The sequence below is a fragment of the Oscillibacter hominis genome (assembly GCF_014334055.1).
In the GTDB taxonomy this organism is placed as follows: domain Bacteria; phylum Bacillota; class Clostridia; order Oscillospirales; family Oscillospiraceae; genus Oscillibacter; species Oscillibacter hominis.
Genome location: NZ_CP060490.1, coordinates 424,312 through 446,074 on the forward strand (window position 1 = coordinate 424,312; position 21,763 = coordinate 446,074).

Genomic DNA, 21,763 nt, shown 5'->3' on the forward strand with positions numbered 1-21,763 from the left:
TTGAAGTTGAACCTTCACCCCAAAGGTATTCCCAAGCAGAAACCTTTGGGAGCGGATACTCCGCTGAAAAAAGGCGGCGTGGTGGTAGGTATGCGAAAGGAGGGTGATAAAGAAAAAATCTATTTTGTCGGTGATGACTGCCACCTGCTCTGCGTTGGCGCCACTCGTTCCGGTAAATCAAGATGTCTGGTTCTGGAAAGTATCTGTCTTTTGGGACTCGCCGGAGAATCCATCTTCTGCTCCGACCCCAAAGCCGAATTGTTCCACTACACCGCTGATTTCCTGAAAAAGTTGGGTTATGAGGTTTTGGTGCTGGACTTCAAGAACCCCGAAAAGAGTATGCGCTACAATCTGCTCCAGCCCATCATTGACGCCATCAGTGAGGGAGACACCGACCGTGCAGAAATGCTGGCCTGGGACTTGACGAACAATCTGGTTGGTAAGCCGGAGGGCGAAAAGATTTGGACGAACGGTGAATGTTCCATCATAGCGGCTGCCATTCTTTGCGTGGTGTGCGACAACCAAAAACGGCCGGAATTTCAGAACATGACCAATGTGTATTGGTTCATTTCGGAAATGTGCCGTACCATCGGAAATAAGATGCCGCTGTTGGAGTATGTCAAGAAACTCTCTCCGTCCCACCCGGCACGGGCGCTTCTGTCTATTTCTGATGTGGCGCCGTCCCGTACCAGAGGCAGCTTCTACACCTCTGCCCTGACCACCCTGCGGCTGTTCACCTCGAAGTCCATCTATGCTATTACTCATACCAGCGATTTTACCCTTGCAGATATGGGCAGTAAAAAGCAAGCGTTGTTTGTAATCCTGCCCGACGAGAAAACCACCTTTTATCCCATTGCTTCTCTCATTGTGTCGCAGCAATATGAGCTTCTGGCAGAGGCGGCAGACAGGCGCGGCGGGCGTTTGGAACGCCGTGTCAACTTCATCCTTGACGAGTATGGCAACTTTACTCCCATCAGCGACATGACAAACAAACTGACCGTGGCGGCTGGCCGTGGGATGCGATATGCCCTGTTTGTGCAGGGCTTTGACCAACTGAAAGAAAAGTACAGCGACAACATCGCCAACACGATCAAGGGCAACTGTCAGGTTTGGGCGTACCTGCAAAGCGATGACCCGGAAACGCTACGGGAGATGTCCGATAAACTCGGCAGCTATACCACATCCAGTTACCAGCTTTCGGCCAGCAACGGAAAATACACAACCCCGTCTAACTCCCAGAGCGTCAGCCTGACCGAGAGAAAGTTGCTCAATACGGATGAGGTCCGGCGCGTCAAGCGTCCCCATCAAATCATCACCAGCCGCGACCACCCCGCTATGATGTATGCACCCGACCTTTCTCAGTGGATGTTCAACAAGATGTTGGGGTTGGGAGATATGGAGCATAACCGCAGGCTGCGGGAAGAACGGGAACAGAAACGGCCAATCATCACCGACACGAAGCAAGAAATCGCATTGTGGAACATCTGGATTTACTACCAGAAGGACATCATGCGCCGCCTTTCGCAGCAAAAGGGCGCTATGGGCGGTGGCCTTGATGATGATTAACTCATAGGAGGTTTTGAATGAAAGAGAAAATCAACCAGACGGCGGGCAGGCTGAAACAGACTGTCCGGGCGGTGGGTGTTGGTATTGCCACACTTACCGCCTCTTTTTTTATGTCCGCACCGGCTTATGCCGCTGGTGTGCAGGACAGTCAGATTGTCAAGGGAACCGAGAAACTGGTCGGTGATGTGACAACCTGGCTGATGGTGCTGGCGCCGGTGGTAGCCGGTCTGCTTATCATCTATTTCTGCATCCGGCGCGGCATGGCTGACGAGATGGATCAGAAAAAGTGGAACAACCGCATTGTGGTGGCGGTGGTGTCCTGCATTGGCGCCGTACTCGGTTCCGCCACCCTGAACCTGATTCTCGGCTACTACCAGTAAGCCGGGATACATTCCGTAGTACAGGCGATTTCCGCGCCTTACTAAATAAATCATTTTATTAACAGGAGGAAAAAACTATGGCTAACTTCATCCGCAACACTCAGGTTAAGGCTATGACTTCTATCTGGACTGCCAAGCAGAAGGCCCGTGAGCTGGCTGACCGCACGGCGGAGGCGCTGACCGACCGCACCGGTCAGGGTACGCTGGATGTGGCGATTACTGTGCTGATCTCCATTGTCCTGGGCGCCCTGATCCTGGCCGGTCTGTACCTGATCGTGGACGACACCGTGCTGCCCACCATCACCCAGCGCATCAAGGATATGTTCAACTACGGCGGCTGATCGGAACAAGCAGCGGCGGGGCCATCGGCCCCGCCCTAATTTTTGACAGGAGGTTTTTCAATGGAGTTCAAAGCGGAAATCAAAAAGACTTTTACCGGTCCTGACAAGCTGCGGGCGGTGTGCAGCGTGGTCCTGGATGACTGCTTTCTGGTGAAGAATGTGCGGGTCGTCGAGGGCGAAAAGGGGCTGTTTGTGTCCCTGCCCAGCCGCCGGAATGTCAAGGGCGAGTGGGTGGAGCATTGCTTCCCCATGACGAAGGAACTGCGGGCAAAGCTCTCCGCCGCTGTACTGGAAGCGTATGAGGCCGCCGTACAGAACGAAGAAGCTGCCGTGTCCTGATCGTCCGCCATATTCCAATCCCTATCGGGGGCGGCCGAGCGCCGCCCCCAGAAAGGAGGTGGTTGCTGATTGGAATATATCTTAGTGCTGCTGATCGTGGCCCTGCTGAATGGAGCAATCGCCTATATTGATGGGCTGATGGAAGGGATTATCCCTCTTACCCTGTACGCAGAGCAGTATATGTCCACCTTGGCCGGGGTCGATTTGTTTCAGTCCTTGTTCGACATTGTATTCGGCTTTGGCGTATCCCTGATTGTGCTGAAGTTCCTGAAAAAAGGCTTTGAAACCTATGTTCTGTGGTCAGACGGGGACGCCGACGAGGAGCCTATTGCCATTCTCACAAACTTTTTCAAGGCTATGGCTGTGGCAATCTGCTTTCCCACCATGTATGACTGGCTTGCCACGATTGTAGAAGAAATGAGCAATAAAATGCTGGAGGCCATCGGCCTTGCCACCGCTTACGATTGGGCGGGCTGGGTATCCGGCATTTCATCAATGGGGCTTGTGACAGCCATCTTTGGCTTGGTATTTGTCATCGTCTATTTCATCCTATATTTCCAATTCCTGATGCGCGGGCTTGAAATCCTGATTTTGCGAGTAGGTATTCCGTTGGCCTGCGTAGGTCTGATTGACAATGACAAAGGCGTGTTCAAGCCCTACATGAGTAAGTTCTTCCAGTCTGCGCTCTCTGTGGTAATTCAGGTTTCACTTGCGAAATTGGGGGTTGGCCTGATGATGAATATGCACATTTTCTGGGGCGTGGCCTGTATGATTCTTGCGGTGCGGACACCGAAGTTCCTTCAGGACTTCCTCATTACGACCGGTGGCGGTGGCGGCGGCGCCATTGTCAACAACGCATACCATTCTGTACGGCTGGTGCAGATGGTCAAGGGCATGGGAAAGTGAGGTGATGGCTGATGGTGACAATGGACGATATTTCAAATGCCATCATCCTGCTTGTGCGCGTTGGTGCGGTAGCCCGTTTCGTCTACTGCTTGGTGCGCTTGACCGCAGCCGAGGAACAGGCGGCGCAGTATAAAAAGCGCGCCCGTAACACAGTGATCTTCTACATCATCGCAGAATCCATCTGGCAAATCAAAGATCTGATTCTGTACTACTATTCCTGACAGGAGGTGCAAATGGACGAAGATTTGAAACTCTACATCCCTCTGGGCGTGAAGCCGGAGGCCGAACTGTTTACTGGCTTTGGGAAAAAACAGCTTTTTCAATCCATTGTGGGGTCCCTGGTGATGGGCGGCATAGCGGCGCTGGCCTGGCTCTTTACCGGGAATGTGACAACCACCGTTATCCTGGCCCTGGCCGGTATCTTTGGCTCTGTGATGATGACTACCAAAGACCAGAGCAATTTGTCCGTGGTAGATCAGGTGCAAAACCTGATTCGCTTTTTACGCGGACAGAAAATCTACCCGTATCGTTACGGGGATGAATGGGGGCTTGAATAATGTACGCAACCATTCCGGTCTACTACCCCTCGCTGGAGGAAGCCGCCCGAAAGGATGAAGCGGCTCTCTGGTGTGACAGCTACAACATCAATATGTCCTGCCGCAACTTCATTCAGGATAAGGCCATGACTGCCTTCAATACCCGTGAACTGGACGCCTTTATCGAAGAATTGGTGCGCTGTTATGGAACAGAACGGGCGATGTATGTGCTGTCCCGTACTATCCAGTTTTCCGATTGGGACGCACGGTTCGATCAGGCCGTGCTTGACCGAGCGGGCAAAACGGACTTCCCTGACACAAGAGAGCCGAGGGAGGCACATCAGGTAGACCCGACCACCCGATATGTCACGGAGATTGATCCGTGCGTTGTTAACGCCGTCTTTGTGAAGCTGATGGAGCTTGAGGACGAACAGGAAGAAACCAACCACATGAATGAAATCGAGCAGGATGAGCTTGACGAGGATATGACGGCAGAACTGTGAGGCTGCCGATGGAGCAGATGACATTTCTGGATTTCTTCGCAGGCATCGGCGGTTTCCGCAAGGGCTTTGAGCTATGCGGGATGCGCTGTGTGGGGCATTGTGAGATTGATAAGTATGCCGACCGCAGTTACAGAGCCATTCACGATGTAAAGGAGGATGAATGGTATGCAGCCGACATCACAAAAGTCGCCCCCGCAGATCTCCCCAGAGCAGACCTGTGGGCAGGAGGATTCCCGTGTCAGGATATTTCGGTCGCTGGCCGCCAGCGAGGGCTTGACGGAGCAAGAAGTGGACTCTTTTTTACACTTGCTCAACTCGTCAAAGGCCAAAGTCCTGAAAATCGACCCACATGGATTGTCCTTGAAAATGTTAAGAATCTCCTATCCATTCATGGAGGATGGGACTTTGCGACCGTTCTCGATACGCTGGCCTCACTCGGCTACCATATCGAATACGGACTGCTCAATACAAAGTATTTCGGCCCCCCTCAAAATCGAGAGCGAGTGTTCATTGTCGCTTGCCGACATCCTGGAGCCGGACGCGGACCCAAAATATTTCCTGTCCCCGCAGGCAGTGGCAAAGCTCTTATCCAACTCATAGGTGGTATGCAGGGGCAGCGCGTCTATGACCCGGCAGGCATCAGCGTAACAATGGCTGCGCAGTCTGGTGGCTGGGGAGGAAAGACCGGCCTGTATTTCGTTGACCTTTGCAATGGTAATCCTAAGCTGACCGATCACGCCCGCTGCATCAAGGCCAAGTATAACAGCGGCATTACCAACCGTGGCGGGGACAATTCCGGTGTTCTGATCTCTCCCGCAGGGATGGACAAGGATGCGGTTCTGTCCTTTGTGGACATTTGCACCGGGAAGGCGAAACTCACCAGAGAAGCCCGTTGCATCCTCTCCGCCTATAACCGCACCATCAGTAATTGGGGCGGCAGTTCCGGGGTGTTCTATGGTTGCCGTGCTGTCGTGACCCCAGATCGGGAAGAAAAACGGCAAAACGGACGGAGAATCAAGAACTGCGGGGAGCCGTCTTTCACCATTACGGCGCAGGATCGGCATGGAGTGCTATTTCAAGACTGCGATGAGTGTCCCTACGGGATGCAGATTCGAGAAGCGACAAAGAAAGGATATGATATTGCCCGCTGCGGCGACAGTATCAACCTTTCTTTCCCGGAGAGCAAGACGCGGCGCGGACGGGTCGGCAAAGACCTTGCCACGACGCTGGAAACCTCTTGTAATCAAGGCACAGCTTTTGCCGGGTGCGGCCTGATCCGCAGGTTGACGCCCCGTGAGTGCTGGCGACTGCAAGGCTTTACGGACGAGATGTTTGATAAGGCACGGGCAGTTAATAGCGACAATCAGCTATACCGGCAAGCCGGTAATTCCGTGACGGTTCCTGTAATCTACGCCATTGGGAAACAAATCCTTGCCGCACAGAAGGCATTGGAATGTGGAGAATAAGATGTTTCAGAAAAATTGGAACCCGTGGCCCATTTTTATCGGCATGGCGGTCGCAATGACCGCCATCGCCGTATTCTATCGACAAATCATGTGATGGAGGTGATTCATGCTGGAAACTGACGCATTAAAAGAAAAGCTGGAAATGGAAATCCATCGCTTTGCCCGACCGCCGGAGGAACTTTCTTCCGGTGATCCGTATTTTGAGCAGCTTCAGACCATGCTCGCAATCCGAGAAGAGCTGGAAAATATACCGCTGTGCGATATTCAGCGGGATATGCTGCTTGCGATGGAAAATGTATTGGAATCGGCATGGTTATTCCGTAATACCCCCGTCCCGGATCTCTGCATGAATCCGAACAATATCAGCGAAGTGGTGTACTACTTCCTTCAGGACAAAGGCGCCGAGTATCGGGGCGATCTGCTCTATGAACGGGCCAAAGCCGAGTTTGATGCCCGTATGGAAGAACTCGCCGCCCTGCCGCCTAAATAAATTCTTGACCACGCCTACGAGAAGATCATCAAAGAAGATTTCCTCTGCCATCTGGAGGAAGGGTTGGACGAGTGGGAAACGGACGCTCTGTTGTCTTATCCGCAGCCTTTGGCGGCTCTCTACACGGAATGGATGGGAGTTGATTACTCCTATCTGGATATAGACAGAATCCAAAGCACGGCAAAGCAAGCAGCGGGAAAACGGTTAAATGAACTTCGCCACCATGAGTTTGACGTCAATGGTGAGCCGCCTGCGGAACTGCGGTATTTCTATGATTTGCATAGCGAGATACTGGACAACCCGGATCTGGAGTGGGTCGGTGATATGGAGCCATGAATCCTCTGATTGTAAAAGGCGTGGTATTTGGCCTGCTGTTGGCTTGTGCTGCGCTATGGGATATGAAAGAACGAGAGATTCCCAATCTGATTCCGGCCATGATTTTAGTTTGTGGCTTGATAGAGCTGCGCCCCGCCGCTTCTGTGGCGGGGCTTCTTGTTACGGGAGGTCCGTACCTGTTGGCTGCATTACTGACACATGGGAAAACCCTTGCCATTGGCGGTGGGGACATTAAGCTGATGGGGGCTTGTGGCTTTGTTCTGGGAGTGTGGCCTGGTTTGCTGCACAGCATTTTATCTCTGATCCTGGCCGTGCTTACAGGAGTGATGCTGTTTGGAGTACGCAGACAGGACTTTTCTTCCATCCGGCTGCCACTTGCCCCATTCTTCTGCATTGGCGGCGTAACTGCTTATTGGCTGGCGGCTGCGGCCGCTGTAATCTGAACAAATGGAGGTATCAACTTGAACAAGAATATTTTCAGAAACCGGACGATTATCGGTGCGGTTTGTATCCTGCTGGCCGTCCTGGTTTGCTTTGGCATCACGCCCCTTTTCAATGCGGGTTTGAAGGCCCAGACCGAAGCGGTACGGGTGAAAGCCGAGGTGATTCCCCGTGGCACCTATATCACGGCGGATATGGTTGAGGTCTACACCAGAGGCGCGTCCGGTATGTCTGACGCCATTGCCACATCACTTGACGAGGTAGTAGGCCGATATACCGATGTAGAGCTTCGCAAAAACACAGATGTAAACACCGGCTGGCTTTCTTCTGAACCGCTGACTCAGTACGAGTACCTGACCAAGCTGGACGGTTCCAAAGTGGCGATCTCCGTTACCATTCCCACCTTTGCCAAAGGCGGTTCCGGCAAGGTGGAAGCTGGTGACATCATCATGCTCTTTGCAACCGATAAGGACACAGGGGAAACCACCCAGCCCCCGGAACTCAAGTATGTAGAGGTCCTGGCCGCAACACAGAGTTCCGGCGCCGACAAGGAATATCAGGCGCCCCAGGATGACGAGGAAGAAAATCCCGAAGAATCGCTCCCGTCCACCATTACCCTGCTGGTAAATACCGAACAGGCACAACTCCTTGCGCATTTGGAGGAATCCAACAGTCTGCACCTGGCGTTTGTGTACCGTGGAACCCGTGAGAACGCCGAAAAGTTCCTGGCAGCTCAGGATCAGTTCTTTGTGGAGCCGGAGGAAGATACCGCAGCTCAGGATGGCGAACAGGGTGAGGTATCCGATGATAACAATGCGGCCGACAACACCAGTGATAATGCGGCCGGCAATGAACCCGCAGAGGAACAGGAGGTTGAGAATACCGATGGCGAATAAGCAGAAACAGATGCTTGCCGTGTGGGGCAGCCCTGGGGGCGGGAAAACCGTAACTGCGGTCAAACTGGCCCTGGAATTGTCCAAGCGGAAGAAAAATGTGGTGCTGGTGTTTACCGATGTGACGGCGCCCACGCTTCCGGCTGTGGTCAGCGAGAAGAAACTGCCGGATGTGTCCGTAGGCGAACTGCTGGCGGCTCCCGGAATGACGCAGGAACAGGTTCTCAAGACCTGTGTTCCCTGTGAGAAAAACCCCTATATCAGCTTTCTGGGCTACAAGGCCGGTGAAAATGTCTTTACCCATGCGGAGTACAGCAAGGAAAAGGCGGTGGATATGCTGGTTCTGCTGCGGCACATCGCAGACTATGTGATTGTGGACTGCACCAGCCTTTTGACCGGCAATGTGCTGGCGACCACCGCACTGGAGGTGGCGGATGATGTGCTGCGGGTGTGCAGCTGTGACCTGAAGGCCATCTCCTACTTCTCGTCCTATCTGTCGCTGGTTGCCGACAGAAAGTTCAAACCGGAACAGCACATCAAGGTGCTGTCCAACACGCGCCCTTATCAGGGTGGCAGCGAATACGAGAACTCCTTTGGCGGTGTGAAATACCGGCTGCCGTATCTTCCTTCGTTGGAGGAACAGGCGGCGACGCTGAAACTGCTGGAACCGCTTTCCGGTAAAGAGGCCAAGACCTATGAGCCGGTCATTGCCGCTATTGCCGGGGAGGTGTTCGGAGATGGCAAGTAATATTGACCTGTTCTTCAATACCAGCAGAAACAAGCGGACATTTCCCGAAGTGCTTGCGGAGATTCAGGAATATCTCGCCAGCAAGTATTCGACCCTAATTACCGATAACCCGGAGGAGCAGCACCAGCAGATCACCGCATACATCGCAAAGTATCTCAACGATTACAGTCTGGGCGTTGAGGGCATGAGCCATGAGGAACTGATCGACAAACTCTATACGGAAATGGCTGAGTTCTCCTTCTTGACGCCCTATCTTTTCGCAAATGATGTGGAGGAAATTAACATCAATTCGTGGAAAGATGTGAAAATCACTTATGCGGACGGGCGTGTGGTTCCCACCAAAGATCGGTTCCAGACCCCACAGCACGCTGTTGATGTAATCCGCAGACTCCTTCATAAGTCCGGCATGATTCTGGATAACAGTCAGCCGGGTGTGGTGGGCCATCTCTCCAATAAAATCCGTATCACGGTTCTGGGCAATCCGCTCACGGACAAAGAAAAAGGTGTGGCTGCATCCATTCGTATCGTGAATCCCAAGAAGTTGAGCCGTGATGATTTCATTGGCTACGGGACAGCCACCGCCGAAATGCTGGACTTTCTGGCCGAAGTTCTCCGGTTCGGTTTGTCCATCTGTGTGACTGGTTCCACCGGCAGCGGTAAAACCACGCTGATGAGCTGGATTCTCTCCACCATTCCCAACGAAAAGAGAATCTTCACCATTGAAAATGGGTGCCGCGAATTTGACCTTGTGAAAGAGGACGCCGAAGGAAATGTCATCAACAATGTAGTCCATACCGTTACCCGTTTTTCTGACGATCCCAAGCAGAACTACGATCAGGAGCGCCTTTTGGAGTTTGCCCTGACCTGTAACCCGGACATTGTGTGTGTCGGTGAGATGAAATCGGCCGAGGCTTTCGCCGCACAGGAGGCGGCCCGCACCGGCCACGCAGTTATCACCACCACCCATGCCAATAGCTGCAAAGCAACCTATTACCGTATGGTGACGCTGTGTACCCAGAAATACGACATGGGCGATAAAACCCTGTATAACCTGGTGACAGAAGCGTTTCCTATCGTTCTGTTTGTGAAGAAGCTGGAGGACAACAGCCGCCGCGTCATGGAGATCACTGAATGTGAGATTCTGGAGGACGGCACCCGGCAGCTCCACACCCTCTACCGCTATCATGTGTCGGAAACCTCTATCCAAGATGGCAAGGTAAAGGTGCATGGCGAGTTTCAAAAGGTATCCACGATCTCGGCCAGCCTGCAAAAGCGGCTTTTGGAAAACGGTATGCCGCCCCGTCTGCTGGAGCGTATCGCTGGTGGCGGTGTAAAACTGGATACTGGAAAGGAGGAAACTGCGTGATTGTATTGATTTTGCTGGCCTTTGTCGGGATGCTGACCGGCATCTTCTTGATTCTGGGCATGACCCCCTTTACATTTGCGGAGGAACTGACCAAGCCGCTTTCTGGGCGGCGACAGCCGATTTCCAAGCGAATCCAGCAGGTCAACCACCCCAAAGAGCCGAAGGGCATCCGTAAAACCGTGTTGGAAGCACGGGAGATGTTGATTCTCACCGGAAAGGGTGGGAAGTTTGCCGCCATTTGTGCTTTCTCTCTGTTCCTGGCGGCAATGGGGGCTGTGATCTGTATTGTGATTCAGAACTACTTTATGCTGCCGGTTTTGGCGGCCGGGATGGGCTTGCTCCCGTTCTGGTATGTCCTGTTCACCTCTCACAGCTATAAAAAGCTGATGAACAACGAGATTGAAACCGGACTATCTATCATCACAAGTTCCTATCTGCGCAGCGAGAGCATGATAACCGCTGTGGAAGAAAACATTCATTACCTGAACCCGCCTGTGGCAGATGTGTTCCGGGGCTTCTTGGCCGAAACCAATATGATAAGCGCCGATGTGAAACAGGCACTCTCCAACATGAAGCCCAAGCTGGACAACTATGTGTTTCGGGAATGGGTGGATGCCGCTATCGCCTGTCAGGACGATAAGAGCCTGAAAAGCACGCTCACCCCGATCATCGGGAAACTCTCGGATATGCGGATTGTTGCGGCGGAACTGGACTACCTGCTTTATGAGCCTTTCAAGGAATTTATCACAATGGCGTTCCTGCTCATTGGCAATATCCCATTGTTATACTTCCTGAATAAAGACTGGTACGATGTGCTTGTAAATACGGGCTTTGGCAAAGGGATTCTGGCGGTGTGTCTGCTGGTGCTGCTGATCTCGTTTGCGGCGGTGATCCGGCTCACCAAGCCCGTAGAATACAAGCGTTGATCCCGTTAGGAGGTGATACCATCGAGAGTGCTACCGATCTCCCTGCGGGACGCCAATGCGTTTGTTCTGGCGCATCACCGGCACAGTGGACAGGTGCGCGGCTGCAAATTCTGTGTGGCTGTCGTAGATGATTTGGACGCCGTTCATGGAGTTGCGATTGTTGGGCGCCCCGTTGCCCGCCGACTGGATGATGGGAAAACAGCGGAAGTGACCCGGCTTTGCACCGATGGTATTGCCAATGGGTGCAGCTTCCTTTACAGCCGGTGCGCCCGGATTGCGAAACTGATGGGTTATCAGAAAATCATCACCTACACCCTGGCAACCGAAAACGGAGCCAGCCTGCGAGCTTCCGGCTGGCAATGTGCGCCGGGACTGCGAGGCGGCGGGAACTGGAATGTGCCGGGGCGCCCCAGAGCCGACAGCCGCAACACCGGCCCCAAACGGCTCTATTACAAAGAATTGAGGTGACGCGAGTTTTGTATCTCATTTTGCTATGCTTTGGGACGCTCTTTGGCCTGGGAGCGTTCTTTTTGTTGGCCGGACTGCTCCGGCTGCCGACTTCCGCAAGCACAAAGGCGGTTCTGACCGTGACGAGCCGTGGAAAGTCACAGAAAGGCAGCATCAATGCTGTCCTGTTCGATATGGCCGCACGGCTCTCTCCGCTGGTACATCTGGACGGCTATAAGCGGAAGAAGCTGGAGGCACAGTTGAAATCCGCCGAAATTAAAATGTCCCCGGAAACCTATATTGCGGCGGCCTGGGTAAAGGCTGGTCTGATTGCTCTGCTGATAATTCCGGCCCTTCTGATTTTCCCGATCCTTGCGCCGGTCATTGTGTTTCTGGCGGTGGCAGTTTACTTCAAAGAGCAGAAACGAGCGGACGAGATCGTTCAACAGCGCCGGGAAGAAATCGAAGCCGAGCTGCCCAGATTTGTAAACACCATTGAACAGGAACTCAGGGCATCCCGTGATGTGCTGAACATCCTGAAATCCTACCAGAGAAACGCTGGTCATGCCATGAAGCGGGAACTGGAAATCACGATTGCGGATATGGCATCCGGCAACGAGGAAAACGCACTCACCCGCATGGAGAGCCGGATTGGAAGTACCATGCTGTCCGATGTGGTGCGCGGCTTGATCTCGGTCAAGCGCGGTGACAACGGTATCATGTATTTCCAGATGCTTTCTATGACCTTTAAGCAGTTGGAACTTCAAAAACTGAAACTGGAAGCCATGAAGCAGCCGGGAAAAATGCGTAAGTATTCCTTTATGCTGCTGGGCTGTTTCCTGCTGATGTATCTGGGTGTCCTGGGCTATGTGGTGTTGGAAGCCTTTGGCGAACTGTTCTAAAGGAGGTGGAGAAACCGTGAAACGACTTCTGAAGGACAAACGGGGCGAGGGCTTTGTGGATGTGTGTGTCCTGGTTCTGGCGATTGCAATGGTTCTGGCTTTGGTGGTCCGCATTGCACCGGTATTCGTGGCAAAGCAGAACCTTGATGTCTTTGCAGACGAATTAGTTCGGACAGCAGAAATCAATGGGCAGGTTGGCTCTGCCACAAACGCAAAAGCAGCGGATTTGCGGGAGCAAACCGGACTCGACCCCAATATCTCATGGAGCGACACCGGAAAAATCCAGCTCGGCAACGAGGTGGAAGTGACCCTCACAACCACCGTCAATATTGGGCTGTTCGGTGAGTTTGCATCCTTTCCTGTCACTCTGACGGCAAAGGCCAGCGGGACTTCGGAGGTGTATTGGAAGTGAAGAAAATTCAAGAAGTCCTGAAAAACAAATCCGGGCAAGGCGTACCGATGATTTTGGCCGTTGTCCTCTGCTGCCTGATTCTGGCCTGTGTGACCTTTGAGTATATGCGCTTGATAATCGTTGCGCAGGGGGTGCGTGATTCTGTCCAGTCCGCCATTGTAGATGTGGCCACCGAGAATTGGGATGAAGCCTATGCCGGTTTGCGTGAGGGTTACTCCGGTGGCTATCAACTTGCCGGTTCGTCCTGGTCACAGAATGTTACCAGCGGCAATGTATACGCCCGCCTGCAAGATGTTTTGGGCATTGAATACGAGGGCGGGCAGTATGTAAAGTACAGCGGCGAGAATTTGGAGTATCGACTGTACGACCTGCACCTGGATGTAGAAAATGCTCCGCTGGCCCCGTCTGTGCCGGATGGCATTACGCAGCTCAATGTCACAGGGACAATCACTGTTGATGTGCCGCTTTCCTTTGGGTTCGGGCATCTGCCCCCCATGCAGATCACCATGAAACTCAACGCCAAATATGTTCCCAGGTTTTAATTTTGTGTATTTCGCCCTGCCGCTTTTCCATAGCGCAAAAAAATATTTGGCAGGAATCACACCTGGACGCCGTATTTGTGCAAATGGTATAATGATGGCGAGAAATATCACCATAATTTTAATATAAAATCACCGTACAAGGAGGTTTTCAAATGAGTGCAAAAAACAAGAAGCTGTTGGCCGTTCTTGGCGCAGCCGCCGTTGTGGTAATTGTGATTGCCGCAGTGCTGCTGGGCAAGGGCGGGCAGACCACAACCGTTGATCCGGCATCCACCCCCTCGGATGTATCTGCCGAGGATGTGGATAGCAGCAATACCCCGGACAGCAGCTCCAGCGAACCGCTGGTAGTGGTGCCGGACACCTCTAAACCCGAAGCGACTGACAGCCAGAACCAGACCGATGCTGTTTTGAATGTGGAGGAAGAAGATCAGGTAGACGTTAACCTGACCGACAGTGAAAAGAAACCCGAAACCACTCCGCCCCCGGCGCCTTCTCAGGAGGAACAGCAGGCGGCCAGCGAAAAGGATGAGCCGATTGTGCATGAGCCGGACAGCAACCAACCCCAGACCGGCGACACACAGGGCGGTTCCATCTATCTGGAGGGCTTTGGCTGGATCACCGACGAGGGCGGCGGCTCCGTCCAGCACAACATTGACTCTGATGGAGATATAAATAAACAGGTCGGCAACATGGGCTGATAACAAGCCCGGAGAGTACGGTAGCGATACCGTACTCTTTTTTTGTTCTCAACTAATTTGATTGGAGGTGCGTTTTTGAAGCGGATATTTGTGATACTGCTCACATTTGTGCTGCTGTTGGGTATCTGTCCTATGAGCGCCCTGGCAGAAACCGGAGGAAGCGGAAACGTGGATGGCGGTGGCGGCGATATGGGGCAAGGAACCTCGCAGAACTCCTGGAACCCTGGTATGGATGGTGTACGAATTACTGTGGTTGATGCAGAATCCGGTCAGCCTGTGTCGTCCTCTTTTGATCTGACTAATAAAACTCCATCTATCAAGATTCATTTTGGGAAAGTCAGTAAAATTCAATATGCAAATGGGGCAAGTATTTCTCCTACCACGGGGAATTACGACTACTACACCCCCGCAACCCCTATGCCGAGGATCGTCAGCAGTGGCAGCCAGAATGCCAGCATTGAAGCAATCAAGAAATACTTCTGCTCCGAGTATGCGGTAAAACTGGTGGCGCAGCAGACCGGAATCGCATACGAGGAACTGATTGGCGGACAGTACAAGCTGTTTTTGGAGCCAATCGCCTATTTTAAGCACAACGGAATTATGATGGCCATGACTGCCCATGAAGCCGCGCTCTATGATAATCAGGCAGGCGGGTCCTTGCGTAAGACAATGACGAGTTTGACCCATAAAAACCTGCCGCTGGCTATGTTCCTGGAATATGCGGATATGGGATTTCCGGCCTATACAGGGGCTACCAATAAGACCTGTTCCAACGATACTATTATCACCTATCTGGGTATGGGTATTGTATGGTTTACCGACCCGCCCGAACAGCCGGAGCCAACCGACTATGACTACGAGTATCGTGTGGATACAGATGTCATCACGCCGGTAACGCTTTATGCGGGATCGGAGATCAATCCTGATAGCCCTGCTACGGTATCCTTTAGTATCAACGGCAGCACCTACCGGATGAACAATATTGTGATTCCATCGGGAGATAGTCAGATTGCCTGGGTAAAGTGGCATACACCGTCGGAGCCGCAGGATATTACCATCTATGTCAGCACTAACAAAGGTTCGTTAAGCCAAAGCACCATTCACGCAAAGGTGGTAGATCTCTCCGGCAACGACCCGCCCGATCCGAAAGCCACCGATACAATGGGAAGCTGGTCGGCCAGCAGCATTCCCAGCCGAGAAACCAAGACCTATGCAGCATGGAGTGTCTGGTGGGCGAAATGGCACCCCTATTGGGTGTGGCACAGCACAGGGAAAAACACAGGATATTGGGTAGACGATGGATGGTATGATTACTTCCGGGACAATTACTCGGCCAGCATGACCGCCACCACCCGAATCGAGCCGGACGAAAAGGTTCCCACCGCTTCGGGCGATTTGATGAAATCAGGCTATGGCGTAACAAACACTGTAACGGCAACCGTCAGCACCTCTGCCCTGCTATCGCACTATACCTACGGGCAGACAGCCGTATCCTACTTCCCGGAGTTTGGCTATGGAACCTACTGGCGGCTGTTGGAGCGGCTCACCAGCGGAACAACGGCGCGGTTCCAGTTTGCCAAAAACATTTACAGCACCTATAACCAGCGGGTGCATTTTTCGCCGGTTTGGTTCCCGGACGGGAGCTACACAGTCAATACTCATGTGATGGATATTTGGACGCCTGCGGGGATGCTTGCCATGAATCTCACCGATGATGTAACGATCAGCGGCTCCCTCTATGATGATTGGCATATCGCACCGGGCAATCCGTAAAGAAAAGGAGAATGGATATGAACGACAACAGAATGATTCGGATTATGGTGTTTGAACCTGGGCGGGCGCCTTATACGACCATGCTGGAGGATTCTCTGGAACACCGGCAGGAACTTGTGGGCGGGGACATTGAGTGTATTCCTCTGCCCTGCGAAACGGTTCTCTGCTGCAATGCGTCCGGGAAACTGACAGGTCTGCCGGAGAACCGACAGTACGGGCCGGATATCCTTCACGGAACTTTTTTCCTCTATTGCGATACCCCGGAAGGACGGGGCGTTTCTTTGACCGATGAACAGATTGCCATGTATCAGGAGTATTTTCCGCAGCCGGTCCCCGCAGCGGTATCCTTTGAAGTACGGTCCGCCGCCGACATGAAAGAGTTTATGAACCTCATGTTCGGCAAGGGATGGGACATGGACACCGGAGCCGGAGAGGATATGGAGGCAAGCCGATGAGCAAAATGTTTTCGGTGGTGACTCTGGATGCCTCCCACTCTCTGATGACGGAGCATTTTGTCCCCGGTAGCCCTGATGGGCTGGATGAACTGCTGGACTGTGATGAAATCTCTGAGGTTCTTGCCGAATGGCCCCTGGGGGATACCATCGAAGCGAAAATTCAGACCTATCTCTATGGAGATGGCGAAACCGTGCGCGCTGACGAGGAGGATTTGGCTTTCTTCCGAGAGCATTTTGACGAGCTGGACGCCAGCGATGCCCTGGACTGCATCTCAGACCACAGCTTTTCTTTTGAATCGGACGAGTTGGATTTTGGGTACGGCGAAGAAAGCGAAGATGAAGAAGATTTGGAACTATAAGACACGGCTCTGCTGAAAAGCAGGGCCTATTTTTATGGCAAAGAAAGCGAGGTCGATAAATTGCTTTTGCCGATTATTATGATCTGCGTCTGTGCGCTGCTGGGCGGTGGGACGCTGATTTTTCTGAAGTTGTCGGCCAAACACAAAAAATCGAAGAACAAGGACAAGGAAGAACTGGCCCAGATCACCGCCAATGAGTTTGTGAATGTGAAAGATATTCGGGGGAACTTCCTCTATACCCGTGACAATCTGGCTCTGGCGTATCTGAAGATCTACCCGATCAGCACAGAACTGTTCAGCAAAAACGAAAAGCGGCTGATTGCCAAGCAGCTTACGGTGAGCCTGTCCAGCGCACAGTACCCGTTTCAGCTTCTTGCTGTATCCCGCCCGGTAGATATTTCTCCGCTGTTGTCGGAGCTATCTGCCACACTCACTTCTTCTTCCGATGTGAAGCAAAAGGAACTGCTGAAGCAGGAAATCGTGGAAATGGGCGCCTTTGCTCTTTCCGGCGAGGTTGTGGAACGGCAATTCTACATCAAGATTTGGGATAGGGTAAGCGATGGCGTTGAGCGCGATCTGCTTCAGAAGCTCAAGCTGCTCGGCGGATATTTTTCGGACAGCGGCATTCAGACCGAGATTTTAGAGCAGCAGGATATTGTCCGGCTGTGCAACCTGGTCAACAACCCCGCCTATGTGCATTTGGAGGATTCCGGCATCAATGCTGCGATCCCGATTTTGGAAAGTGTAGGTGTTGCCTAAGTATGAAGCACACCCGGCAGGATTTGAAAATCATGCAGGGTTGGAGCCTCGAAAGAAAAATCAGAGTTACGCAGACGAGAATCATGGAATGGTATATGCGGTACGATGGGCAGGTCTTTATCAGCTTTTCGGGCGGTAAAGACTCCACCGTGCTGCTTGATCTGGCACGGCGGGTCTACCCTGATATTCCTGCTGTGTATGTTGACACGGGGTTGGAATACCCCGAACTGCGCGATTTCGTAAAAACGAAGGACAATGTTATTTGGCTTCGCCCGCGCTATCCGTTCACTCAGATTCTTGAGAAGTACGGCTATCCGATCATCTCCAAAGAGGTTTCGGATGTTATCAACGGCGCAAGAAAGGGACAACCTTACCGTCTGGCACGACTCAATGGAGAACTGCTGGACAAGAACGGAAAGAAGTCGATTTACAACTGCGAGAATTACAAATACCTTCTGGACGCTCCCTTCAAGATTTCGGCAAGGTGTTGTTACCACATGAAAAAAGCGCCGCTGAACAAATTTGAAAGGCAGTCCGGGCGGCACCCGATTACGGGTGTCCTGGCCTGCGAAAGCAAGCTGCGGGAGCAATCCTGGATCAAGTTTGGCTGCAACGGCTTCGAGCGCCAGCGGCCTCTCAGCCAGCCCCTTGCGTTCTGGCTGGAAGAAGATATTTTGCGGTATCTGAAAATGACCGGCATTCCCTATGCCCCCATCTATGGGGACATTGTTGAAAGCCGCAAGAAGAACGGCACCCCGATTCTGAAAACCACCGGTGTTTCCAGATCGGGGTGTATGTATTGTATGTACGGCGTTCATCTGGAGCATGAGCCGAACCGATTTCAGCTTATGCAGGTGACGCATCCCCAGCAGTATGATTACTGCATCAATAAATTGGGGTGCGGCGCTGTGCTGGACTACATTGGGGTGCCTTACCGCAATCAACAGTTGGAGGTGGATCATTGTTAGGTTCTAAGAAAAAAGAAGAAGCGTTTCCCGTCAATGAAGCGCTGCTAAATGTCATTACCCCGATGGGGCTGGAAATCAAGCGAAATAGTTTGGTCATCGGTGAAAATCTGGGTAAGGTGTACGGCGCCGTCCGCTATCCGCAGAAGGTGGATATGGGGTGGCTTTCCAAGATCACCAACATCCCCAGCACCATTGTTTCGGTGGGGATTACCCCCATTGACAATGGTTCGCTCATTTCCGCAATCTCCAAAAGCATTGTCCAACAGCGCGGCGCCGCTGACAGTGCCAAAGACCCGCTGACCCGGCAGCGCGCCGAGAAAGCCGCCGAGGACGGCGAGAAAATCATGCAGCGGATCGACCAAGAGGGCGAAACGGTTGCCATGATGTCGCTGACCGTGATGCCGATTGCACAGGATGAGGTCAACTTCACAAAGGTCTGCCGCCGTGTGGAGAGCGCCTTCAACATCCAGAAGTGCAAGGTGCGCACCCTCGCCAATCTCCAAAAGGAAGGGTTCCAGAGCATTTCTCCCACCTATCCGGCCAACTCCACGGTGGACAGCATTGTGTCCCGTATTATTCCCATGAGTACCTTTGTGGGCGGATTCCCGTTTGCCAGCTCCGGTTACAACGATGGTCGGGGCTATTATTTTGCAAAGGACAGCAACGGCGGCCTGGTGATTCTGGATACCTGGGAGCGCGGAAACGACCGCACCAATAGTAGCTTCGTGATTATGGGTGTGGCCGGTATCGGCAAGAGTACCGTTGTGAAGCACATCATGCTTTCGGAATACATGAAGGGGACGAAAATCCTGTGCATCGACCCGGAATCCGAATATAAGGATATGTGCCGGAACCTGAACGGAAGCTGGCTCAATGCTGGCGGCGGAAAAAACGGCCGCTCCAACCTTTTGCAGATCAGACCGGCGCCCCGTGACGATGACGATGAAACCGACAAACTCTATACCGATGAAGGAAACGGAATGTCTGATATGGCGCTGCACATGAAAACACTGGAGATTGAATTTTCCCTGTATCTGCCCAGCCTGACGGATATGCAGAAAGCAATCCTCAAGCAGACGATCATTGAACTCTACAATCAGTTCGGCATCTTCTGGGAAACGGATATTCGGCAGCTCAAGGCCACGGATTTTCCCATTCTGTCCGACCTTCACGCCCTGCTGGAAAAGAAAGCGGAGGCCAACAAGGAGAATCCGGTATATCGTGATCTGGCAATGCTGCTGTACGACGCCGCAGCGGGCAGCGACAGCTTTCTGTGGAACGGCCACACCACGCTGGAGGCTAATTCCCGGTTTATTTGCCTGGATACCCACGACCTGCAAAATGCGTCGGATAATGTCAAACGCACGCAGTATCTGAACCTGTTGAGCTGGTGCTGGGAGGAAATGAGCCGCGACCGGAATGAGCGTTGCCTGCTGGTATGTGACGAGGCATATCTGATGATTGACCCGCAGGTCCCGCAATCCCTGGTGTTCCTGCGTAATGTGGAGAAGCGGGCAAGAAAGTATGAAGCTGGACTGGCAATCATTTCTCATTCCGTGGTGGATTTCCTGGCCCCGGAGGTCAAAATGTACGGGCAGGCCCTTTTGGATATTCCGTGCTATAAAATCCTGATGGGCTGCGACGGCAAAAACCTTCAGGAAACCAAAGACCTCTACAACCTGACGGACGCGGAGCAGGAATTGTTGGAGAGCAAGCGGCGTGGACACGCGCTCTTTATCATTGGGTCCAAGCGGCTTCATGTAAACTTTGAGATTCCGGCTTACAAGTTTTCCTATATGGGCAAGGCTGGCGGCCGGTAATTCGGTGGCGGCCGGGAGCAATCCCGGTCGCCTTACTTATTCCACACAGGAGGTTTTCAGATGAATCATGCGGAACGATACGAATACCTGGTCAACAAGATGGCTGCCATACGTTGGAGGGGCAGTGATTTGGACGCTTCCTACCATGCCGCCCTTTTCCTGATGGCTTCCCATCCGGCTCTCTTTCAGAAGATGGATCGTTACCTCTGCCCGGAGGGAATCGACTTTACCAAGATGATGCGGAAAGAGGAGTTTGAATATGACTGGATGAAGATTACGGCGGATGCCGCCCGCAACCTCTTTTCCTGGAACAGCAAGTGTGCTGCTACTCCTTTTGAGATTTCGCGGATGCCTGCCCCGGCGATTCGGGCGCTCTTTACGGCCTGCTTCATCGCCAATGGGGACTACATGGTATCTGTCCGGAAAAATGACAAAGGAGAAAAGGTGTTTGAAATTGACGACAGCGCCGGTAAACGGCGGGAGGCGTTCAATCTGCAAATGGAGCAGATGATGGAAGCCCCCGGTATGGAACCGGACTGATTATGGAGGTGATTTTTTGGCTGTTGATCCGTTGACTGCAAAAATTCTGGCAAAGGTAGCTGTGCAGGCGGCTACCGACTCCGAGAGCCGGAAAAGAATCCTGTTTATGATCCTGGCCCCGGTTCTGGGGCTTTTGCTTTTAATTGCCTTCATCCTGTACCTCATTACCAGCCCCTTTTCCGTACTGTCCCAATGGTTGATTGGTGATGAGGTAAACGTGGTGGAGGATTTTCAGAAGCAATATGGTTACAACCAGCAGCTCGGCATTTATGAGAAAGACTATATAGATGGTAGTGGTCAGAGCTATGAGGGCATCATCTTTACGGATGGGGTGACCGAAGTCGTCTACTACAATCAGTTGGATGAGCGTTGGGCCGATCTTCCGTATGGAACCGATAATATCGGCGGTTATGGATGTGGCCCGACCTCTATGGCGATTGTGGTATCCAGCCTGACAGACCAGACTGTTGATCCCCCCACAATGGCAGAATGGGCGTATCAGAATGGCTATTGGTGTTCCGGCAACGGTTCCTATCACTCGTTGATACCGGGGGCTGCGGAGGGCTTTGGGCTTCAATGGGAAAGCATCAGCACCGATGACCCGCAGGCCGTGGTGGATACTTTGGCATCCGGGAAATTGATTGTGGCACTTATGTCAAAAGGCCACTTCACATCCAGCGGTCACTTTATGGTGCTGCGTGGAGTGACCTCTGAAGGAAAAATCCTGGTGGCCGATCCTGCCAGTAAAAAACGAAGCGAACAGGAATGGGATATATCAATCATTCTGGATGAGGCCAGAAAGGGCGCCGCAGCAGGCGGTCCCTTGTGGGCGATCTACTAAAGGGGTGCGA

The 21,763-nt window shown here is 52.6% G+C and carries 29 protein-coding genes; all 29 read left to right on the top strand.

Going from position 1 to position 21,763, the window contains the following annotated elements; all coding sequences use genetic code 11:
- The 29 genes from H8790_RS02160 (at position 1) to H8790_RS02295 (ending at position 21,753) form a co-directional block, all read left to right on the top strand.
- Positions 1–1,566, top strand: a complete 1,566-nt coding sequence (locus tag H8790_RS02160) for a VirD4-like conjugal transfer protein, CD1115 family (protein WP_118747063.1) — start codon at positions 1–3, stop codon at positions 1,564–1,566.
- Between the two features lie 17 nt (positions 1,567–1,583).
- On the top strand, positions 1,584–1,946 hold the full coding sequence (locus H8790_RS02165) for an Mbov_0395 family pilin-like conjugal transfer protein (protein WP_025544406.1): 363 nt from the start codon (positions 1,584–1,586) through the stop codon (positions 1,944–1,946).
- 77 nt (positions 1,947–2,023) lie between these two features.
- Positions 2,024–2,287 (top strand): DUF6133 family protein, encoded by a 264-nt coding sequence (locus tag H8790_RS02170; protein ID WP_025544405.1) that lies wholly within the window; start codon positions 2,024–2,026, stop codon positions 2,285–2,287.
- Between the two features lie 60 nt (positions 2,288–2,347).
- Entirely contained in the window at positions 2,348–2,626 is a 279-nt protein-coding gene (locus H8790_RS02175; protein WP_055180693.1) for a SpoVG family protein, read from the top strand.
- 69 nt (positions 2,627–2,695) lie between these two features.
- The gene (locus H8790_RS02180) at positions 2,696–3,532 is read left to right on the top strand and encodes a conjugal transfer protein TrbL family protein (RefSeq protein ID WP_025544403.1); all 837 of its coding nucleotides are present in this window, start codon (positions 2,696–2,698) and stop codon (positions 3,530–3,532) included.
- Positions 3,533–3,543: 11 nt separating this feature from the next.
- Complete coding sequence (locus H8790_RS02185) at positions 3,544–3,753, top strand: hypothetical protein (RefSeq protein ID WP_025544402.1); 210 nt, start codon at positions 3,544–3,546, stop codon at positions 3,751–3,753.
- 12 nt (positions 3,754–3,765) lie between these two features.
- Positions 3,766–4,089 (top strand): hypothetical protein, encoded by a 324-nt coding sequence (locus H8790_RS02190; RefSeq protein ID WP_006354129.1) that lies wholly within the window; start codon positions 3,766–3,768, stop codon positions 4,087–4,089.
- Positions 4,089–4,571 (top strand): DUF3849 domain-containing protein, encoded by a 483-nt coding sequence (locus H8790_RS02195; RefSeq protein ID WP_025544401.1) that lies wholly within the window; start codon positions 4,089–4,091, stop codon positions 4,569–4,571. The genes H8790_RS02190 and H8790_RS02195 overlap by 1 nt, the downstream gene beginning before the upstream one ends.
- An 8-nt stretch (positions 4,572–4,579) precedes the next feature.
- On the top strand, positions 4,580–6,037 hold the full coding sequence (dcm, locus tag H8790_RS02200) for a DNA (cytosine-5-)-methyltransferase (protein WP_118747064.1): 1,458 nt from the start codon (positions 4,580–4,582) through the stop codon (positions 6,035–6,037).
- Positions 6,038–6,143: 106 nt separating this feature from the next.
- Positions 6,144–6,527 carry a hypothetical protein gene (locus tag H8790_RS13810; RefSeq protein WP_243208542.1) on the top strand — a complete coding sequence of 128 codons (384 nt, stop codon included), beginning with the start codon at positions 6,144–6,146 and terminating at the stop codon, positions 6,525–6,527.
- Entirely contained in the window at positions 6,528–6,863 is a 336-nt protein-coding gene (locus H8790_RS13815; protein WP_256404952.1) for a DUF3848 domain-containing protein, read from the top strand.
- Positions 6,860–7,306: a prepilin peptidase gene (locus H8790_RS02210; protein ID WP_006354133.1), complete on the top strand. Its 447-nt coding sequence runs from the start codon at positions 6,860–6,862 to the stop codon at positions 7,304–7,306. The genes H8790_RS13815 and H8790_RS02210 overlap by 4 nt, the downstream gene beginning before the upstream one ends.
- A gap of 18 nt (positions 7,307–7,324) precedes the next feature.
- A complete protein-coding gene (gene cpaB, locus H8790_RS02215) occupies positions 7,325–8,200 on the top strand; it encodes a Flp pilus assembly protein CpaB (protein ID WP_118747066.1) in 876 nt (291 codons plus the stop codon).
- The gene (locus H8790_RS02220; protein ID WP_025544398.1) at positions 8,190–8,945 is read left to right on the top strand and encodes an AAA family ATPase; all 756 of its coding nucleotides are present in this window, start codon (positions 8,190–8,192) and stop codon (positions 8,943–8,945) included. Before cpaB ends, H8790_RS02220 begins: the two co-directional genes overlap by 11 nt.
- Positions 8,935–10,311: a CpaF/VirB11 family protein gene (locus H8790_RS02225; protein ID WP_006354136.1), complete on the top strand. Its 1,377-nt coding sequence runs from the start codon at positions 8,935–8,937 to the stop codon at positions 10,309–10,311. The genes H8790_RS02220 and H8790_RS02225 overlap by 11 nt, the downstream gene beginning before the upstream one ends.
- Complete coding sequence (locus H8790_RS02230; protein WP_087377539.1) at positions 10,308–11,237, top strand: type II secretion system F family protein; 930 nt, start codon at positions 10,308–10,310, stop codon at positions 11,235–11,237. The genes H8790_RS02225 and H8790_RS02230 overlap by 4 nt, the downstream gene beginning before the upstream one ends.
- Before the next feature lie 27 nt (positions 11,238–11,264).
- Positions 11,265–11,705 carry an XF1762 family protein gene (locus H8790_RS02235; protein WP_006354138.1) on the top strand — a complete coding sequence of 147 codons (441 nt, stop codon included), beginning with the start codon at positions 11,265–11,267 and terminating at the stop codon, positions 11,703–11,705.
- 8 nt (positions 11,706–11,713) lie between these two features.
- A complete protein-coding gene (locus tag H8790_RS02240; RefSeq protein ID WP_025543792.1) occupies positions 11,714–12,586 on the top strand; it encodes a type II secretion system F family protein in 873 nt (290 codons plus the stop codon).
- Between the two features lie 16 nt (positions 12,587–12,602).
- Positions 12,603–12,998: a DUF4320 family protein gene (locus H8790_RS02245; protein ID WP_025543793.1), complete on the top strand. Its 396-nt coding sequence runs from the start codon at positions 12,603–12,605 to the stop codon at positions 12,996–12,998.
- The gene (locus tag H8790_RS02250) at positions 12,995–13,540 is read left to right on the top strand and encodes a hypothetical protein (RefSeq protein ID WP_187334210.1); all 546 of its coding nucleotides are present in this window, start codon (positions 12,995–12,997) and stop codon (positions 13,538–13,540) included. Before H8790_RS02245 ends, H8790_RS02250 begins: the two co-directional genes overlap by 4 nt.
- A 152-nt stretch (positions 13,541–13,692) precedes the next feature.
- Positions 13,693–14,238 (top strand): DUF6550 family protein, encoded by a 546-nt coding sequence (locus H8790_RS02255; RefSeq protein WP_025543794.1) that lies wholly within the window; start codon positions 13,693–13,695, stop codon positions 14,236–14,238.
- A gap of 75 nt (positions 14,239–14,313) precedes the next feature.
- Entirely contained in the window at positions 14,314–16,011 is a 1,698-nt protein-coding gene (locus H8790_RS02260; protein WP_187333446.1) for a hypothetical protein, read from the top strand.
- A gap of 17 nt (positions 16,012–16,028) precedes the next feature.
- On the top strand, positions 16,029–16,466 hold the full coding sequence (locus H8790_RS02265; protein WP_025543796.1) for a DUF3846 domain-containing protein: 438 nt from the start codon (positions 16,029–16,031) through the stop codon (positions 16,464–16,466).
- Complete coding sequence (locus tag H8790_RS02270) at positions 16,463–16,825, top strand: hypothetical protein (protein WP_025543797.1); 363 nt, start codon at positions 16,463–16,465, stop codon at positions 16,823–16,825. The genes H8790_RS02265 and H8790_RS02270 overlap by 4 nt, the downstream gene beginning before the upstream one ends.
- Positions 16,826–16,885: 60 nt before the next feature.
- The gene (locus H8790_RS02275) at positions 16,886–17,584 is read left to right on the top strand and encodes a hypothetical protein (protein WP_025543798.1); all 699 of its coding nucleotides are present in this window, start codon (positions 16,886–16,888) and stop codon (positions 17,582–17,584) included.
- A gap of 2 nt (positions 17,585–17,586) precedes the next feature.
- On the top strand, positions 17,587–18,552 hold the full coding sequence (locus H8790_RS02280) for a phosphoadenosine phosphosulfate reductase family protein (RefSeq protein ID WP_025543799.1): 966 nt from the start codon (positions 17,587–17,589) through the stop codon (positions 18,550–18,552).
- Positions 18,546–20,372 (top strand): VirB4 family type IV secretion system protein, encoded by a 1,827-nt coding sequence (locus tag H8790_RS02285; RefSeq protein WP_025543800.1) that lies wholly within the window; start codon positions 18,546–18,548, stop codon positions 20,370–20,372. Before H8790_RS02280 ends, H8790_RS02285 begins: the two co-directional genes overlap by 7 nt.
- 60 nt (positions 20,373–20,432) lie before the next feature.
- A complete protein-coding gene (locus H8790_RS02290) occupies positions 20,433–20,912 on the top strand; it encodes a hypothetical protein (RefSeq protein ID WP_006354150.1) in 480 nt (159 codons plus the stop codon).
- 16 nt (positions 20,913–20,928) lie between these two features.
- Positions 20,929–21,753, top strand: coding sequence for a C39 family peptidase (locus tag H8790_RS02295; protein ID WP_118747067.1), 825 nt, complete (start codon positions 20,929–20,931; stop codon positions 21,751–21,753).
- Positions 21,754–21,763 lie beyond the last annotated feature (10 nt).

Excerpts from the sequence above, each read along its gene's own strand:
- H8790_RS02270 (WP_025543797.1), top strand. The coding sequence starts at position 16,463 with ATGAGCAAAATGTTTTCGGTGGTGACTCTGGATGCCTCCCACTCTCTG.
- H8790_RS02255 (WP_025543794.1), top strand. The coding sequence starts at position 13,693 with ATGAGTGCAAAAAACAAGAAGCTGTTGGCCGTTCTTGGCGCAGCCGCC.
- H8790_RS02210 (WP_006354133.1), top strand. The coding sequence starts at position 6,860 with ATGAATCCTCTGATTGTAAAAGGCGTGGTATTTGGCCTGCTGTTGGCT.
- H8790_RS02220 (WP_025544398.1), top strand. The coding sequence starts at position 8,190 with ATGGCGAATAAGCAGAAACAGATGCTTGCCGTGTGGGGCAGCCCTGGG.
- H8790_RS02175 (WP_055180693.1), top strand. The coding sequence starts at position 2,348 with ATGGAGTTCAAAGCGGAAATCAAAAAGACTTTTACCGGTCCTGACAAG.
- H8790_RS02265 (WP_025543796.1), top strand. The coding sequence starts at position 16,029 with ATGAACGACAACAGAATGATTCGGATTATGGTGTTTGAACCTGGGCGG.
- H8790_RS02190 (WP_006354129.1), top strand. The coding sequence starts at position 3,766 with ATGGACGAAGATTTGAAACTCTACATCCCTCTGGGCGTGAAGCCGGAG.
- H8790_RS13810 (WP_243208542.1), top strand. The coding sequence starts at position 6,144 with ATGCTGGAAACTGACGCATTAAAAGAAAAGCTGGAAATGGAAATCCAT.
- H8790_RS02195 (WP_025544401.1), top strand. The coding sequence starts at position 4,089 with ATGTACGCAACCATTCCGGTCTACTACCCCTCGCTGGAGGAAGCCGCC.
- H8790_RS02290 (WP_006354150.1), top strand. The coding sequence starts at position 20,433 with ATGAATCATGCGGAACGATACGAATACCTGGTCAACAAGATGGCTGCC.
- H8790_RS02185 (WP_025544402.1), top strand. The coding sequence starts at position 3,544 with ATGGTGACAATGGACGATATTTCAAATGCCATCATCCTGCTTGTGCGC.
- H8790_RS02165 (WP_025544406.1), top strand. The coding sequence starts at position 1,584 with ATGAAAGAGAAAATCAACCAGACGGCGGGCAGGCTGAAACAGACTGTC.
- H8790_RS02170 (WP_025544405.1), top strand. The coding sequence starts at position 2,024 with ATGGCTAACTTCATCCGCAACACTCAGGTTAAGGCTATGACTTCTATC.
- H8790_RS02225 (WP_006354136.1), top strand. The coding sequence starts at position 8,935 with ATGGCAAGTAATATTGACCTGTTCTTCAATACCAGCAGAAACAAGCGG.
- dcm (WP_118747064.1), top strand. The coding sequence starts at position 4,580 with ATGGAGCAGATGACATTTCTGGATTTCTTCGCAGGCATCGGCGGTTTC.
- H8790_RS02280 (WP_025543799.1), top strand. The coding sequence starts at position 17,587 with ATGAAGCACACCCGGCAGGATTTGAAAATCATGCAGGGTTGGAGCCTC.